Source organism: Caballeronia sp. Lep1P3, from assembly GCF_022879595.1.
Lineage (GTDB): Bacteria > Pseudomonadota > Gammaproteobacteria > Burkholderiales > Burkholderiaceae > Caballeronia.
In genome coordinates this window covers 1,827,652-1,842,988 of record NZ_CP084265.1, presented here as the reverse complement: position 1 = coordinate 1,842,988, position 15,337 = coordinate 1,827,652, and the positions used below count along the sequence as shown (strand labels likewise).

Annotated in this window: 13 protein-coding genes and 1 tRNA gene; 12 read left to right on the top strand and 2 right to left on the bottom strand. The window is 63.6% G+C overall.

Features of this window, described 5'->3' with window-relative positions:
* Positions 1-14: 14 nt before the first annotated feature.
* The 3 genes from LDZ27_RS08685 (at position 15) to aroC (ending at position 3,828) form a co-directional block, all read left to right on the top strand.
* A complete protein-coding gene (locus tag LDZ27_RS08685) occupies positions 15-482 on the top strand; it encodes a CBS domain-containing protein (protein ID WP_244813714.1) in 468 nt (155 codons plus the stop codon).
* Between the two features lie 222 nt (positions 483-704).
* A complete protein-coding gene (locus LDZ27_RS08680; protein WP_244813713.1) occupies positions 705-2,657 on the top strand; it encodes an MFS transporter in 1,953 nt (650 codons plus the stop codon).
* Positions 2,658-2,721: 64 nt separating this feature from the next.
* Positions 2,722-3,828, top strand: coding sequence for a chorismate synthase (gene aroC / locus LDZ27_RS08675; RefSeq protein ID WP_244813712.1), 1,107 nt, complete (start codon positions 2,722-2,724; stop codon positions 3,826-3,828).
* Between the two features lie 65 nt (positions 3,829-3,893).
* Here aroC and LDZ27_RS08670 read toward each other — a convergent pair whose 3' ends face one another.
* Positions 3,894-5,567 carry an electron transfer flavoprotein-ubiquinone oxidoreductase gene (locus LDZ27_RS08670; protein ID WP_244813711.1) on the bottom strand — a complete coding sequence of 558 codons (1,674 nt, stop codon included), beginning with the start codon at positions 5,565-5,567 and terminating at the stop codon, positions 3,894-3,896.
* 213 nt (positions 5,568-5,780) lie between these two features.
* Between LDZ27_RS08670 and LDZ27_RS08665 the strand changes: the two genes are divergently transcribed.
* Positions 5,781-6,554, top strand: a complete 774-nt coding sequence (locus LDZ27_RS08665; RefSeq protein WP_244813710.1) for an SDR family oxidoreductase — start codon at positions 5,781-5,783, stop codon at positions 6,552-6,554.
* 64 nt (positions 6,555-6,618) lie between these two features.
* Complete coding sequence (locus LDZ27_RS08660; protein ID WP_244813709.1) at positions 6,619-7,083, top strand: thioesterase family protein; 465 nt, start codon at positions 6,619-6,621, stop codon at positions 7,081-7,083.
* Positions 7,084-7,090: 7 nt separating this feature from the next.
* Here LDZ27_RS08660 and LDZ27_RS08655 read toward each other — a convergent pair whose 3' ends face one another.
* Entirely contained in the window at positions 7,091-7,636 is a 546-nt protein-coding gene (locus tag LDZ27_RS08655) for a LuxR C-terminal-related transcriptional regulator (RefSeq protein ID WP_244813708.1), read from the bottom strand.
* Between the two features lie 190 nt (positions 7,637-7,826).
* On the opposite strand from LDZ27_RS08655, the gene LDZ27_RS08650 reads away from it, so the two are divergent.
* The 7 genes from LDZ27_RS08650 to thrS all read left to right on the top strand — a co-directional run bounded on the left by LDZ27_RS08650 (position 7,827) and on the right by thrS (position 15,303).
* Positions 7,827-8,531 (top strand): CoA transferase subunit A, encoded by a 705-nt coding sequence (locus LDZ27_RS08650; protein WP_244813707.1) that lies wholly within the window; start codon positions 7,827-7,829, stop codon positions 8,529-8,531.
* A gap of 2 nt (positions 8,532-8,533) precedes the next feature.
* Positions 8,534-9,175 (top strand): CoA transferase subunit B, encoded by a 642-nt coding sequence (locus LDZ27_RS08645; RefSeq protein ID WP_244816092.1) that lies wholly within the window; start codon positions 8,534-8,536, stop codon positions 9,173-9,175.
* A gap of 147 nt (positions 9,176-9,322) precedes the next feature.
* Complete coding sequence (locus LDZ27_RS08640) at positions 9,323-10,243, top strand: alpha/beta fold hydrolase (protein ID WP_244813706.1); 921 nt, start codon at positions 9,323-9,325, stop codon at positions 10,241-10,243.
* A 77-nt stretch (positions 10,244-10,320) separates the two neighbouring features.
* Entirely contained in the window at positions 10,321-10,674 is a 354-nt protein-coding gene (locus LDZ27_RS08635; RefSeq protein WP_244813705.1) for a RidA family protein, read from the top strand.
* 28 nt (positions 10,675-10,702) lie between these two features.
* Positions 10,703-12,925 carry a bifunctional (p)ppGpp synthetase/guanosine-3',5'-bis(diphosphate) 3'-pyrophosphohydrolase gene (locus LDZ27_RS08630; protein WP_244813704.1) on the top strand — a complete coding sequence of 741 codons (2,223 nt, stop codon included), beginning with the start codon at positions 10,703-10,705 and terminating at the stop codon, positions 12,923-12,925.
* A gap of 104 nt (positions 12,926-13,029) precedes the next feature.
* Positions 13,030-13,106: transfer RNA gene (locus LDZ27_RS08625), tRNA-Val, on the top strand.
* A gap of 289 nt (positions 13,107-13,395) precedes the next feature.
* Positions 13,396-15,303, top strand: a complete 1,908-nt coding sequence (gene thrS, locus LDZ27_RS08620; protein WP_244813703.1) for a threonine--tRNA ligase — start codon at positions 13,396-13,398, stop codon at positions 15,301-15,303.
* The last annotated feature ends 34 nt before the right edge of the window (positions 15,304-15,337 follow it).

The following is a 15,337-nucleotide window of genomic DNA, read 5'->3' as shown; positions in this document are numbered from 1 at the left end:
GCAAGGAGAAAGTCATGCGAGTCAGCGACATTCTGAAGGTGAAGGGCAACGCGCTGTTCACCGTTACGCCCGATACGCCGCTCTCCGACGCGATCAACGTGATGGCGGCGCACGATATCGGCTCGCTCGTCGTCATGGAATATGGCGATCTCGTCGGCATGCTGACTTTCCGGGAGATCATCGTCACTTTGCGCGACAACGGCGGCGGCGTCGGCACCACGACCATCCGCAAGGTCATGGACGACCATCCGCTCACCTGCACGCCGGAAACGGACGTGAACGAAGTCCGCCGCATGATGCTGGAACATCACGTCCGTTATCTGCCCGTCATGGAAAAGCGCGCGCTGATGGGCGTCATCTCGTTCTACGACGTGGCGAAGGCCGTGGTCGAGGAGCAAGGTTTCGAAAATCGCATGTTGAAGGCGTATATCCGCGACTGGCCGGAAGAGCAGCAGCAACAGCAGCAGGACGCCGCCCGCTGAAATCGTCGCGTCACGGGGCACCGGTATCGTTCCGTGTGCGCCTTCTCAACCACTGAATTCAAACCGAGGCTGTCATCCGCAGCGCGCCCGAAACGGCGCGTTTTTTTTCGCCTGACGTTCGCGTACAAAAAGCTACGTTTTCATTTTTCTTCAGATTCGATCGCGGCAACGCGTGGTGCGCCGCCATGCGATCAACACTGGAGCCATTACGCTGAGAATCCCATGAGTGAAAATCCGTTGCCCGCTTCGCAAGACGCGCCGGCGCCTGCTTCCGGCGCTCGCCACGGCGAAGGCGGAGGCCAGTTCGGGCTTTTGCGCGAGCGTCGTTTCGCGCCGTTTTTCTGGACGCAGTTTCTGGGCGCGATGAACGACAACGTCTTCAAGGTCGGCTTCACGTCGCTTGTCACGTTCCAGTCCGCGCGCTTCTCTGGCGTCGATCCGAAGACGGCCGCGTTCCTGATTTCCGCCATCTTCATCGTGCCATTCGTGCTGTTTTCCGCGACTTCCGGGCAAATCGCCGACAAGTTCGACAAGGCCGTGCTCGCGCGGCTCGTGAAGAGCTTCGAGATCGTCGTGATGCTGATCGGCGGCGCGGGATTCGTGCTGCACAGCGCGCCGTTGCTCTACCTCTGCACGTTCCTCATGGGCGTGCATTCCACCGTCTTCGGGCCTGTGAAGTACGCCTACCTGCCGCAACATCTGCGCGACGACGAACTCGTCGGCGGCAACGGGCTCGTCGAAATGGGCACGTTCGTCGCGATATTGATCGGCACGATCGTCGGCGGCGCGGCGGCGGGCGAGGCCGGGCATGGCGCGCTGCTGCTCGCGCTCGCGTGTCTCGCGTTGGCGATTATCGGGCGTGTCGCGTCGGTCTTCGTGCCGAAGTCGGAGCCGTCGCAGCCGGATTTGCGCATCAACTGGAATCCGGTCTCGGAAACGTGGCGCAATCTCAAGCTGGCAAAAGCGGACCGCACCGTTTTTCTCAGCCTGCTCGGGATTTCGTGGCTGTGGTTCGTCGGCGCGACGTTTCTCACGTCGTTTTTCAGTTTCGCGAAGGACGTGCTCTCCGCGAATCCCGATGTGGTGACGATTCTGCTTGCGACCTTCTCGCTCGGCATCGGCTCGGGCTCGCTGCTGTGCGAACGGCTCTCCAGGCGGCGCGTCGAGATCGGGCTGGTGCCGCTCGGCTCCATCGGCATCAGCGTGTTCGCCATCGACCTGTTTTTCGCGAGTCATCGCATCGCGCCGGCTACGCATCTGCTGAACGTCGGCGAGTTCCTTCTCGCGCTGCCGCACTGGCGCATTCTCGCGGACCTCTTTCTGCTCGCGATGTTCGGCGGCTTCTACAGCGTGCCGCTTTACGCGCTGATTCAGGCGCGCAGCCCGCAGACGCATCGCGCGCGCATCATCGCGGCGAACAATATTCTTAATTCGTTCTTCATGATCGTTTCGTCGCTGATGGCGCTTGCGCTCACGTCGATGGGCGTCGGCATTCCCGGGCTCTTTCTCGTCACCGCGCTGCTGAACGTGGTCGTCGCGGTGTATATCTATTCGCTCGTGCCGGAGTTTCTGCTGCGCTTCGTGGCGTGGGTGCTCGCGCACACGTTCTATCGCATCCGCCTCGTCGATGCGGCGCGCATCCCGTCGCACGGCGCGGCGGTGCTCGTCTGCAATCACGTCAGTTTCGTCGATGCCGTCGTCATCATGGCCGAAAGCCCGCGCCCGATCCGCTTCGTGATGGATCACCGCATCTTTCGCACGCCGTTCGTCGGCTGGCTCTTCAGGCACGCGAAAGCCATTCCGATCGCGCCCGCGCACGAAGACGCGCCGATGCTCGAACGCGCGTATCGATCCTGCCAGCGCGCGCTCGACGAGGGCGATCTCGTTTGCATCTTCCCCGAGGGCAAGCTTACGCGGACCGGCGACATCAATCCGTTCAGGCATGGCGTGTCGGAGATTTTGCGGCGGCATCCGGCGCCCGTCGTGCCGATGGCGCTGCGCGGCCTGTGGGGAAGCGTGTTCTCGCGTCACCAGGACGCGCAGTGGCCGCGTCCGGTCAGGCGTGGCGTGATGACGCGTCTCACGCTCGCGGTCGGCGAGCCGATAGCGCCGGAAGACGCGACGCCGCAACGTCTGCAGGAGGCGGTGACGGCCTTGCGCGGCGCGCGCCGGTAGAAGGCCGCGAGCGCCTGCGCTGGCATAATAACGATCTCCCCCGACACTCCTCTCAGGTCTACTCATGTCCGGCAATACCCTTGGCACGCTCTTCACCGTCACGAATTTTGGCGAATCGCACGGTCCGGCGATCGGCTGCGTGATCGACGGCTGCCCGCCGGGCATGGCGCTGACCGAAGCCGATATTCAAGTGGAGCTGGACCGCCGTCGTCCCGGCACGTCGCGGCATGTCACGCAGCGGCAGGAAGCGGACCAAGTCGAGATTCTTTCTGGCGTATTCGAAGGCGTGACCACCGGCACGCCGATCGCGCTCCTGATTCGCAATACGGATCAACGCAGCAAGGACTACGGCAACATCGCCGAAACCTTTCGCCCCGGCCACGCGGATTACACGTACTGGCAGAAATACGGCGTGCGCGATTATCGCGGCGGCGGCCGCTCGTCCGCGCGGCTGACGGCGCCGACGGTCGCGGCGGGCGCGGTCGCCAAGAAATGGCTGCGCGAGAAGTTCGGCATCGAGACGCGCGGGTACATGAGCGCGCTGGGCGAGATTCCCATTCCGTTCGTCGGCTGGGACGCTGTACGCGAGAATCCGTTCTTTGCGCCGAACGCGGACATCGTGCCGCAACTGGAAGCGTACATGGACGGGCTGCGCCGCGATGGCGACTCGGTCGGCGCGCGCATCGAAGTGGTGGCGAGCGGCGTGCCGGTCGGCCTCGGCGAGCCGCTGTACGACCGGCTCGACGCCGACATCGCGCACGCGATGATGGGCATCAATGCGGTCAAGGGCGTCGAGATCGGCGCGGGCTTTGCGAGCGTTTCGCAGCGCGGTTCGCAGCACGGCGACGAGATGACGTCCGAAGGCTTCGCGACGAATAACGCGGGCGGCATTCTCGGCGGCATTTCGAGCGGGCAGGACATCACCGTGTCCATCGCGATCAAGCCGACGTCGAGCATCCGCACGCCGCGCCAGTCGATCGACAAGGCCGGCGCGCCCGCAACCGTCGAAACGTTCGGCCGGCACGATCCCTGTGTCGGCATTCGCGCGACGCCCATCGCGGAAGCGCTGCTCGCGCTCGTGCTGATCGACCACGCGCTGCGGCATCGCGCGCAATGTGGCGATGTGGCCGTCGATACCCCCAGAATCGCGGCGCACGCACCGCGCGAGTGACGCACGCATGAAAAAAGGGCGCCGGTCGATGAGACCGGCGCCCTTTTTCGTTTACCGCTTATGCGTTACATGTTCGGATAGTTCGGCCCGCCGCCGCCTTCCGGCGTGACCCAGACGATGTTCTGCGTCGGGTCCTTGATGTCGCACGTCTTGCAGTGCACGCAGTTCTGGGCGTTGATCTGCAGGCGGTCGCTGCCGTCGTCCGACTTCACGAATTCGTAGACGGCGGCCGGACAATACCGGCCTTCGGGTCCGGCATACGTGCGCAAGTTGACGTTGACCGGCACGCTCGGGTCCTTGAGCGTGAGGTGCGCGGGCTGATTCTCTTCGTGATTCGTGTTCGAAATGAAAACGGACGAAAGACGATCGAACGTGAGCTTGCCGTCCGGCTTTGGATAAATGATCGGCTTGGACTGGGACGCCGGCTTCAGCATCTCATGGTCCCAGTGCTGATGATGCAGCGTCCACGGAACGTTGCCGCCCATCACTTTCTGTTCGAGGCCGACCATGAACGTGCCGAGATACAGGCCCTTGCTCATCCATTGCTTGAAATTACGCGCGCGGTAAAGCTCGGTCTTGAGCCAGGAGTTGTCGAACGCTTCCGGGTAGGCTGTCAGTTCGTCGCCCTGACGTCCGGCCTGCACGGCGTCGAACGCGGCTTCGGCGGCCATCTTGCCGGACTTGATCGCCCCGTGACTGCCCTTGATGCGCGATGCGTTCAAAAAGCCCGCGTCGTCGCCGGCGAGCGCGCCGCCCGGAAACACCAGCTTCGGCAGCGACATCAGCCCGCCCGCGGTGATCGCGCGCGCGCCGTAGGAAATGCGCTTGCCGCCTTCGAGAAACGCGCGGATCGACGGATGCGTCTTGTAGCGCTGGAACTCCTCGAACGGCGACAAGTACGGATTCGAGTACCCGAGCCCGACCACGAAGCCGACCACCACCTGGTTGTTGTCCATGTGATAGAGGAACGAGCCGCCATAGGTGTCCGGCTCGAGCGGCCAGCCCGCCGTGTGGATGACGAGCCCCGGCTTGTGCTTGACCGGATCGATCTCCCACAATTCCTTGATGCCGATGCCGTACACCTGCGGATCGGCGTTCTGGTTGAGCCTAAACTTCTCCATCAGCTGACGGCCGAGATGCCCGCGCGCGCCTTCGCAGAAGATCGTGTACTTGGCATGCAATTCCATGCCGAGCTGGAAATTCTCGGTCGGCTCGCCGTCCTTGCCGACGCCCATGTTGCCCGTGATGACGCCGCGCACCGAGCCGTCTTCGGCGTAGAGCACTTCGGCGGCGGGAAAGCCCGGAAATATCTCGACGCCCAGCGCTTCGGCCTGTTGACCGAGCCAGCGCGTGACGTTGCCGAGGCTGATAACGTAGTTGCCGTGATTCTTGAAGTTGTCGGGAAGCAGCCAGTTGGGAACTTGCTTCGCGCCCGTCGGCGACAGAAAGAGAAAGCGGTCTTCGGTCACTTCGACGTCGAGCGGCGCGCCTTTTTCCTTCCACTCGGGAATCAGTTCCGAGAGGCCGCGCGGGTCCATCACCGCGCCCGACAGGATGTGCGCGCCGATCTCCGAGCCTTTTTCCAGCACGCAGACGCCGATTTCGACGCCTTTCTCCTCGGCCAGTTGCTTCAGGCGGATCGCGGCCGACAAACCGGCTGGCCCGCCGCCGACGATCACGACGTCGTATTCCATCGATTCGCGGGGACCGTACTGGTCGATAAGGCTCGCCGGGGTCATCAATGCTCCTCTCTACCGTTAGAATGGCCTTTCAGGATCGCGTATTGTCAGCGAACGTCAGGCGGGCTGCAACCGAAGGTGTCCGGATTGGCACGAGCGTACTATTTTTCGTGACGCCGCCATATCGGTGTGAACGCCATGTCTCCCCGCGGCGCGCGTCGTGCTGGCCACGCTCACGCCAAGGCTGAATCAACCGTAAAAGAAGGAAGCACAATGGGCCGTTCGATCAACCTGGAAGGCAAGGTCGCGCTGATCACCGGCGCGTCCAGTGGACTTGGCAAGCGTTTCGCGCAGGTGCTCTCGCAGGCGGGCGCAAAGGTCGTGCTCGCGAGCCGCCGCACGGAGCGGCTCAAGGAACTGCGCGCGGAGATCGAGGCGTCCGGCGGCGCGGCGCATGTCGTCTCGCTCGACGTCACCGATTACCAGAGCGTGAAGGCCGCGGTCGCGCACGCCGAGACGGAAGCCGGTACCATCGACATTCTCGTGAATAACTCGGGCGTCTCGACCACGCAGAAGCTGACCGAGGTCACGCCCGCCGACTTCGAATTCGTCTTCGGCACCAACGTGCGCGGCGCGTTCTTCGTCGCGCAGGAAGTCGCCAAGCGCATGATCATGCGCGGCAACGGACCGTCGAAGCCGGCGTACCGGATCATCAACGTGGCGTCGGTGGCCGGCTTGCGCGTGTTTCCGCAAATCGGTCTCTATTCGATGAGCAAGGCCGCCGTCGTGCAAATGACCAAGGCAATGGCGCTGGAATGGGGCCGCCACGGCATCAACGTGAACGCGATCTGCCCGGGTTATATCGACACCGAGATCAATCATCACCACTGGAAGACCGAGCAGGGCCAGAAGCTCGTGTCGATGCTGCCGCGCCGGCGCGTCGGCGCGCCCGAGGACCTCGACGGCCTGCTGCTGCTGCTCGCGGCGGACGAATCGCAGTTCATGAACGGCTCGGTGATCTCGGCGGACGACGGTTTTTCACTCTGAGCGTCGCGTGCATGGTTCGTCCAGTGCCGCGCCGCCCTGTTTTCGACACTGGAACGACCACGCAATGAGCACTACCGCCACATCCGCAAGCACCAACACAGAAAGCGACTTTCACACCGTCTTCGAGATGTCCATGCCGATCCGCTGGGGCGACATGGACGCCTTCGGGCACGTCAACAACACCGTCTATTTCCGCTACATGGAGCAAGTGCGGATTTCCTGGTTCGAGCGCCTCGGCATCGCGGGCGGCAACGGCGAAGGGCAGGGGCCGGTGATCGTAAATGCGTCGATGGAGTTTCTGAAGCAGTTGCATTATCCCGGCGATGTCATCGCGCGCATGTCGGTCGGCAAGCCCGGCCGCAGCAGTTTCGACACGCGCTTCGAGCTGTATCGCGCCGATGCGCCCGGCACGCCCTACGCGCGCGGCGCGGCCAAAATCGTGTGGATCGACTATGCGGCCGGAAAGTCGGTGCCGATCCCTGATCTGCTGCGCCAGATCATCGAGACGGGCGCGGCCGTCGAACTCTAATCGCGAATTAGTTGCCGAGCAGCCGCTGAAGCAGCTCGGTCGCGTTGCCCGTGTCGTACTTGCGCATGAGCCGCGCGCGGTAAATGTCCACGGTGCGCGGGCTGATATCCAGCACGCGGCCGATCTGCTTGCTCGTCTTCCCCGTTACGAGCTGCGCGGCGATTTCCCGCTCGCGCGGCGTCAGTTCGATCGCGACCCGCCGCGTCGCGCTCAAATCCTCGAAAGTCCAGACGCCCGCGGCATGGGGCGCTGCGCGGTCGAGCGCGCGGCCCGTCACATGGCACCAGAACAGTTCGCCGTTCGATCGCTTCATGATGCGGTCGTCGCTGTAGGTGCCGCGGCTCGTGATATGCGCGGCGATCCGCTCGCCGATGCGCGCGAACTCGTCGGGCGTCGGATAGATCACCTCGAACGACTGGCCGATGAGCGCTTCCCGCGCGAAGCCGAAGATCGCGCAAAGCTGCTCGTTGCAATCCTCGATGATGCGCTCGCGCGAAAGCACGAGGCCGACGGGCGCGAGATGAAACGCGGTTTGATAATCCAGTTCACGCATGTGGAATCGGCGCTCGCGCGCGCCCCGCAAGGAATCGGCGGGCGCGGGCAAAGACTTATGTATTTTTGCGTATTGTGCCGGATCGACCGCGCGGCGTACCCTTTTGCGCGAGTCATCACGCCGCCGGGACGCTTTCCGTGGCGTACAAGAAAAGATTCTCAGTCGGGTTCAACATGGAAGGGACATACAGATGAACAAGGTCTATCCCAGCGCGAAAGCGGCGCTCGATGGCATCGTCAGAGACGGGCAGACATTCGCCGTCGGCGGATTCGGGCTGTGCGGGATTCCCGAAGCGCTGATCGCCGCCCTGCGCGATTCGCGCGTGAAGGACATTACGTGCATCAGCAATAACGCGGGCGTCGATGGCTTCGGGCTCGGCCTGCTGCTCGAAACGCGCCAGATCAAGAAGATGATTTCGTCCTACGTGGGCGAAAACAAGGAATTCGAGCGGCAATATCTCGCTGGCGAACTCGAACTCGAATTCACGCCGCAAGGCACGCTCGCCGAGAAACTGCGCGCGGGCGGCGCGGGCATTCCGGCGTTCTTCACGAACACCGGCTACGGCACCGTGATCGCGGACGGCAAGGAAACGCGCCAGTTCGGCGAGAACCATTACGTGCTCGAACATTCGCTGACGGCGGACATCGGTCTCGTCAAGGCGTGGAAGGCCGACAAGTCGGGCAACCTGATCTATCGCCGCACGGCGCGCAACTTCAATCCGATGTGCGCGATGGCCGGGAAGATCACCGTCGCCGAAGTGGAAGAGATCGTCGAAGTCGGCGAACTCGATCCGGACGCGATCCACACGCCGGGCATTTTCGTGCAACGGCTCGTGCTGAACGCGCATCCGGAAAAGCGCATCGAACAACGCATCGTCCGCGCGAAAGGAGAGTAATGATGGCTTGGACTCGTGACCAGATGGCCGCGCGCGCGGCGAAGGAACTGCAGGACGGCTTCTACGTGAACCTGGGCATCGGCTTGCCGACGCTCGTCGCCAATCATGTGCCGCAGGGCGTCGAAGTGTGGCTGCAGTCGGAGAACGGACTGCTCGGTATCGGACCGTCGCCGTATGACGACGAGGTCGACGCCGATCTCATCAACGCCGGCAAGCAGACGGTGACGACGCTGCCGGGCTCGTCGATCTTTTCGTCGGCGGATTCGTTCGCCATGATCCGCGGCGGCCACATCAATCTCGCGATTCTCGGCGCGATGCAGATCAGCAAGACGGGCGATCTGGCCAACTGGATGATCCCCGGCAAGATGATCAAGGGCATGGGCGGCGCGATGGATCTCGTCGCGGGCGTGAAGCGCGTCGTCGTGCTGATGGAGCACGTCGCGAAGGGCGACCAGCACAAGATTCTCGAAGAGTGCATGCTGCCGCTCACGGGCGTGGGCGTCGTCGATCGCATCATCACGGATCTCGGCGTGATCGACGTCACCGAAGGTGGCCTGAAGCTCGTCGAACTCGCCGATGGCGTGACCGTCGAGGAGATTCAGCGCAAGACCGGCGCACCGCTCGATGTCAGCGACGTGAAGTGAGCTCGCGCTAGCGCGCGGACCGAAGCGGGCGAGGCAATGGCTTCGCCCGTTTCGTTTTGGGCGCGCCATCGTCCGTTCGGCCAACGCGCACTTTCCCGCGCGCCGGACGTTTAGAATCGTTTGGACATCTTCCACGAAGGACATTTCATGAGCGCATCCATCGTCGTCGAGGCATCGCATTCCACGCACACCGAGCCGCGCCAGCGCTTCGTCCAGTGCGCGAGCCCGGCGGGACTGCATCGCGTCGCCTACACCGAATGGGGCGATCCGGCCAATCCGCGCGTGCTCTTGTGCGTGCATGGGCTGACGCGCTCGGGCCGCGATTTCGACGAGGTCGCGAGAGCGTTCGCGGGCGACTATCGCGTCGTGTGCCCGGATGTCGTGGGCCGCGGTTTATCGGACTGGCTCGCGGATGCTCGCTATTACGGCGTCGCGCAGTACGTCTCGGACATGGTCACGCTGATCGCGCGGCTCAACGTCGAGACGGTGGACTGGTTCGGCACGTCGATGGGCGGGCTGATCGGCATGGCGCTCGGCGGGCTCCCGAATACGCCGATCCGCAAGATGCTGCTGAACGATGTGGGGCCGCATATCGAACCGGTCGCGCTCGAGCGCATCCGCAGCTACCTCGGCAAGCCCGCGCGCTTTGCGTCGCTCGAGGAAGGCGTGCGCCACGCGGCGGCGCTCGCGGCTTCGTTCGGCCCGCTCACGGACGACGAGTGGACGCGCATCAACACGCCGCTTCTGCACGAGCGCGACGGCGCGTGGACTTTCCGCTACGACCCCGACATTGCCGCGCCGTTTTCCGCGAGCACCGACGAAGACCACGCCGCGGGCGAAGCGTTCCTGTGGCACTCGCTCGCGTCGATCGAAACGCCGGTGCTCGTCGTGCGCGGCGAAAGCTCCGACCTGCTCTCGCGCGAGACCGTCAGGCAGATGGTCGAGAAAGGGCAGGCCGTGACGAGCGCCGAAGTGCCGAACGCGGGTCACGCGCCCGCGTTTCTCGCAGCGGACCAGATTGCCATCGCGCGGGCGTTCTTTCTCGAAAACAACGGCAGCCGGGCATAATATGGGGCCGGGCGCCCGTCGCTCGCCCCGCTTTTTGTCACCCCGTTTTTATCACCCCATAAGGACCGGATATTCTCATGGCAGTTACTCGTCATCACGTCGGCGCGCGGCTTTCCGAGATCGCGATTCACAACGGCACCGTGTATCTCGCGGGGCAGATCGCGGAAGACACGAACCAGGACATCGCGGGCCAGACGCGCGAAGTGCTGGGTCATATCGACCGTCTGCTCGAGGAGGCGAACAGCGACAAGTCGCATCTGCTGTCGGTGCAGATCTACATCTCGGACATGGAGCACTTCGCCGGCATGAACGCCGTCTGGGACGCGTGGGTGGCGCCCGGCCACACGCCGCCGCGCGCGACCGTCGAGGCGAAGCTCGCGAACCCCGCTTGCCTCGTGGAAGTCGTCGTGGTGGCGGCGCAGCGCAGCTAAAGCACGTCCGCCGCCGTAGTGTGCCCGCATGACCGAGACCGCCGTCCCCGCCGATACGTTGCCTGAGCCGTCCATCGACGACGCGCTCGCGTTCGTGCGCGATCACGCGAAGGATGCGCGGCTCTCGACCGGCGAACTGCTCGCCGAACATGCGGCCGGCACCGCGCGCATCATGCAGACGCTCAACGTCGATCCGCACGCGATCGCCGCCGCCGCGCTCTTCGCGCTCGCGCCGCATCTCGACGATCCGGAGAAGCTGATCGCGGAGCGCTTCGGTGCGGAAGTGCAGCGGCTCGTCGGCGACGTGCGCAAGCTCTTGCGGCTCGGCTCGCTGAGTTCCCGCGCGACGCTCGCCGAACTGCCGCACAACACGCGCGATGCGCAGGCGGCGCGGCGCGCGCAAGTCGAATCGCTGCGCAAGATGCTGCTTGCCTTCGCGCAGGACATACGCGTGGTGCTGATCCGCCTCGCGTCCCGCTTGCAGACGCTGCGCTACCACGCGGCGCACAAGACCGACCCGTCGCCCGACGTGCCGCGCGAGACGCTCGAAATCTACGCGCCGCTTGCCAACCGGCTCGGCATCTGGCAACTGAAATGGGAACTCGAAGACCTGTCGTTCCGCTTCGAGGACCCCGTCACCTACAAGCGCATCGCGAAGCTGCTCGATGAGAAACGCGTCGAGCGCGAATCGTATGTGACCGGCGCCATCGCGCGGCTGCAAAAGGAACTGGACACCGCGCAGATCAAGGCCGAGGTGAGCGGCCGGCCCAAGCACATCTACAGCATCTGGAAGAAGATGCGCGGCAAGCATCTCGACTTCTCGGAGCTTAACGACGTGCGCGCGTTTCGCGTGATCGTCGGCGATATCAAGGATTGCTACACGGTGCTCGGCATCGTGCACAACCTGTGGCAGCCGGTGCCGCGCGAATTCGACGACTACATCTCGCGGCCGAAGCCGAACGGCTACAAGTCGCTGCATACGGTGGTCGTCGGCGACGATGGCCGCGCGTTCGAAGTGCAAATCCGCACGCACGAGATGCATCAGTTCGCCGAATACGGCGTGGCCGCCCACTGGCGCTACAAGGAAGCCGGCGCGCGCGGCTACGCGGGCCAGGTCACGGCGAACGAGAAATACGACGAGAAGATCGCGTGGCTGCGCCAGCTTCTCGCATGGAAAGACGATGTCGAAGGCGATCGTCCCGGCTGGCAGCATCTGCGCGACGCCACGCTCGACGACGATCACATCTATGTCCTGACGCCTCAGGCGCGCGTGATCGCACTGCCGCAGGGCGCGACCGCCGTCGATTTCGCATATCACCTGCATAGCGAACTCGGGCATCGCTGCCGCGGGGCGCGCGTCGACGGCGCGATGGTGCCGCTCAACACACCGCTGCAGAACGGGCAGACCGTCGAAATCATCGCGGTGAAGGAGGGCGGGCCTTCGCGAGACTGGCTCAACCCGCAGCTCGGCTATCTGCAGAGCCCGCGCGCGCGGCAGAAGGTGCGCGCGTGGTTCAACGCGGTCGATGCCGAAGAGAACATCGCGCAGGGCCGCGCGATCGTCGAAAAGACGCTGCAGCGCGAGGGCAAGACGTCCGTCAATCTGGATCAGCTCGCGGCCAAGCTCGGGTTCAAGGCGCCGGAAGAGTTATACGCGGTCGTCGCGAAGGACGAGTTCAGCCTGCGCAACATCGAACACGCGCTTTCCGACACACCGCCGCCCGAGCCCGCACCCGAAGCGCCCGCGCACTTCGAAAAGCGCAGCAGCGGGCAGAGCGTGGCCCACGGCGCGTCGACGGGCGTGCTCGTCGTCGGCGTCGACGCGCTGCTCACGCAGCTCGCGCGCTGCTGCCGTCCGGCGCCGCCCGATCCGATCGCGGGGTTCGTGACGCGCGGCAAGGGCATGTCGATTCATCGCACCGACTGCGCGACGTTCCAGCGCATGGCGCAGCGCTCGCCCGAGCGCGTGCTGCATACGACGTGGTCGGCGGATGTGCTCAACGGGCGCGGATCGTCGGTGTATCCGGTCGATCTTGCGGTCGAGTCGGCGGATCGGCAGGGGCTTCTGCGGGATATTTCGGAGGTCTTCGCGCGCGAGAAGATCAACGTGATCGGCGTGAAAAGCCAGAGCCGCAGGAACGTCGCGTACATGCAGTTCACCGTCGAGGTGTCGAGCGCTGCGCAGATACAGCGCGCGTGCACGTTGCTCGCGGAGATCGGCGGGGTGATACGGGCGTCGCGGCGTGCTTGAGCCGCATGACGCGAGGACTTGGGCGTTTCTGCGGTTGAATCTCGAATTCGTGTTCAGAAAGACTTGCCAAGATTCGAAACGCTCCATATAATCTCACTTCTTTCAGGCTCGTAGCTCAGCTGGTTAGAGCACCACCTTGACATGGTGGGGGTCGTTGGTTCGAGTCCAATCGAGCCTACCAACGAAAAGCGAAGTCCCGGTTCTCCGAGGCTTCAATCCGCAAGAAGCGCATTGCGCAAAAGGCGATACGAAAATGGCACGTCGAACGTTGACCGAAACAACTTCGGAGCGACGCTAGTCGAGGACCTAATTCGCCTTGTGCCAAATTGTCTCGCGGTATGTAAAAAGTGAATGCGGCCCCTCGGTAGTGGGGCCGCATTTTTTTTGTTCCTCGATTTCCGTTTCATCGATGTCGCGGGGCAGTGGTTATTCGAATTCGCTCGGCGTGCGCCGGCGTCCTGGAGAACGAAATGGTTTCGGTACGTTTGCCTGATGGGTCGGTCCGCCAATACGACCACCCGGTGACCGTCGCGGAAGTCGCGGCATCGATCGGCGCGGGCCTCGCCAAGGCGGCGCTCGCCGGCAAGCTGAACGGCGAGCTCGTCGATACATCTTTCGTGATCGACCGCGATTCGTCGCTCGCCATCGTCACCGACAAAGACCCGGAAGGCGTCGATGTCGTTCGTCACTCCACCGCGCACCTTCTGGCCTACGCGGTCAAGGACCTGTTTCCCGAGGCGCAGGTCACCATCGGACCGGTCATCGACAACGGCTTCTACTACGACTTCGCGTACAGCCGTCCCTTCACGCCCGAAGATCTGGAAAAGATCGAAAAGCGCATGCAGGAGCTCGTGAAGAAAGACGAGCCGGTGTCGCGCCGCGTCGTTTCGCGCGACGAGGCCGTCGACTACTTCAAGAGCATCGGCGAAAAGTACAAGGCGGAGATCATCGAGTCGATTCCCGCCAGCGACGAAATCAAGCTCTACTCTCACGGCGGTTTCACCGACCTGTGCCGTGGCCCGCACGTACCGTCCACCGGCAAGCTCAAGGTTTTCAAGCTGATGAAGCTCGCGGGCGCGTACTGGCGCGGCGATTCGAAGAACGAGCAACTGCAGCGCATCTACGGCACCGCCTGGACGAAGAAGGAAGACCAGGACGCGTACCTGCACATGCTCGAGGAAGCGGAGAAGCGCGACCACCGCAAGCTCGGCAAGCAGCTCGACCTGTTCCATCTGCAGGACGAGGCGCCGGGCATGGTGTTCTGGCATCCGAAGGGCTGGTCGCTGTGGCAGCAGGTCGAGCAGTACATGCGCCGCCGCGTGAACGAGGCCGGTTATCTCGAAATCAAGACGCCGATGGTCATGGACCGGTCGCTCTGGGAAGCGTCGGGCCACTGGCAGAACTATCGTGAAAACATGTTCACGACCGAATCGGAAAAGCGCGACTACGCCATCAAGCCGATGAACTGCCCCGGCCACGTCCAGGTGTTCAACCACGGTCTGCGCTCGTACCGCGATCTGCCGCTGCGTTACGCGGAATTTGGCTCGTGCCACCGCAACGAGCCGTCGGGCGCGCTGCACGGGCTCATGCGCGTGCGCGGTTTCGTGCAGGACGACGCACACATCTTCTGTACCGAAGACCAGTTCATCGCGGAATCGATCGCGTTCAACACGCTCGCGATGAGCGTCTACAAGGACTTCGGCTTCGAGCACATCGACATCAAGCTGTCGTTGCGCCCGGAGCAGCGCGCGGGCACCGACGAAACCTGGGATCGCGCGGAACAGGGTCTGCGCGAGGCGCTCACCGCGTGCGGGCTACAGTGGGAAGAGCTCGCGGGCGAAGGCGCGTTCTACGGTCCGAAGATCGAGTACCACATCAAGGATGCGCTCGGACGGTCCTGGCAATGCGGCACGCTGCAGCTCGACATGGTGCTGCCGGAGCGTCTCGGCGCGGAGTATGTCGCGGAAGACAATAGCCGCCGTCGTCCGGTGATGCTTCACCGCGCGATAGTCGGGTCGATGGAGCGCTTCCTCGGCATTCTGATCGAGCACCACGCCGGGGCAATGCCTCCGTGGCTCGCGCCCGTGCAGGCTGTCGTGCTGAATATTGCCGAAAGTCAGGCCGAATATGCTGCTTCTCTCGCCCAATCGTTGCAAAAACAAGGGCTTAGAGTTGAGAGCGATTTGCGCAACGAGAAGATTAGCTATAAAATACGCGAGCACACGCTGCAAAAGGTTCCCTATTTGCTGGTCGTCGGGGACAAGGAGCGTGAGGCACAAACCGTAGCCGTGCGTGCTCGTGGCGGTGTCGATCTGGGCGTCATGCCGGTCGGCGCATTCCTCGAACGTCTGCAAGAGGAAGTGCGGGCGTTCAAGTAAGTCACTCGCAGCGCGGCTTGTTTTTTCATTTTTA

Bases quoted from the DNA above. Each gene is read 5' to 3' on its own strand.
- LDZ27_RS08685 (WP_244813714.1), top strand. From the start codon at position 15: ATGCGAGTCAGCGACATTCTGAAGGTGAAGGGCAACGCGCTGTTCACC.
- LDZ27_RS08680 (WP_244813713.1), top strand. From the start codon at position 705: ATGAGTGAAAATCCGTTGCCCGCTTCGCAAGACGCGCCGGCGCCTGCT.
- aroC (WP_244813712.1), top strand. From the start codon at position 2,722: ATGTCCGGCAATACCCTTGGCACGCTCTTCACCGTCACGAATTTTGGC.
- LDZ27_RS08670 (WP_244813711.1), bottom strand. From the start codon at position 5,567: ATGACCCCGGCGAGCCTTATCGACCAGTACGGTCCCCGCGAATCGATG.
- LDZ27_RS08665 (WP_244813710.1), top strand. From the start codon at position 5,781: ATGGGCCGTTCGATCAACCTGGAAGGCAAGGTCGCGCTGATCACCGGC.
- LDZ27_RS08660 (WP_244813709.1), top strand. From the start codon at position 6,619: ATGAGCACTACCGCCACATCCGCAAGCACCAACACAGAAAGCGACTTT.
- LDZ27_RS08655 (WP_244813708.1), bottom strand. From the start codon at position 7,636: ATGCGTGAACTGGATTATCAAACCGCGTTTCATCTCGCGCCCGTCGGC.
- LDZ27_RS08650 (WP_244813707.1), top strand. From the start codon at position 7,827: ATGAACAAGGTCTATCCCAGCGCGAAAGCGGCGCTCGATGGCATCGTC.
- LDZ27_RS08645 (WP_244816092.1), top strand. From the start codon at position 8,534: ATGGCTTGGACTCGTGACCAGATGGCCGCGCGCGCGGCGAAGGAACTG.
- LDZ27_RS08640 (WP_244813706.1), top strand. From the start codon at position 9,323: ATGAGCGCATCCATCGTCGTCGAGGCATCGCATTCCACGCACACCGAG.
- LDZ27_RS08635 (WP_244813705.1), top strand. From the start codon at position 10,321: ATGGCAGTTACTCGTCATCACGTCGGCGCGCGGCTTTCCGAGATCGCG.
- LDZ27_RS08630 (WP_244813704.1), top strand. From the start codon at position 10,703: ATGACCGAGACCGCCGTCCCCGCCGATACGTTGCCTGAGCCGTCCATC.
- thrS (WP_244813703.1), top strand. From the start codon at position 13,396: ATGGTTTCGGTACGTTTGCCTGATGGGTCGGTCCGCCAATACGACCAC.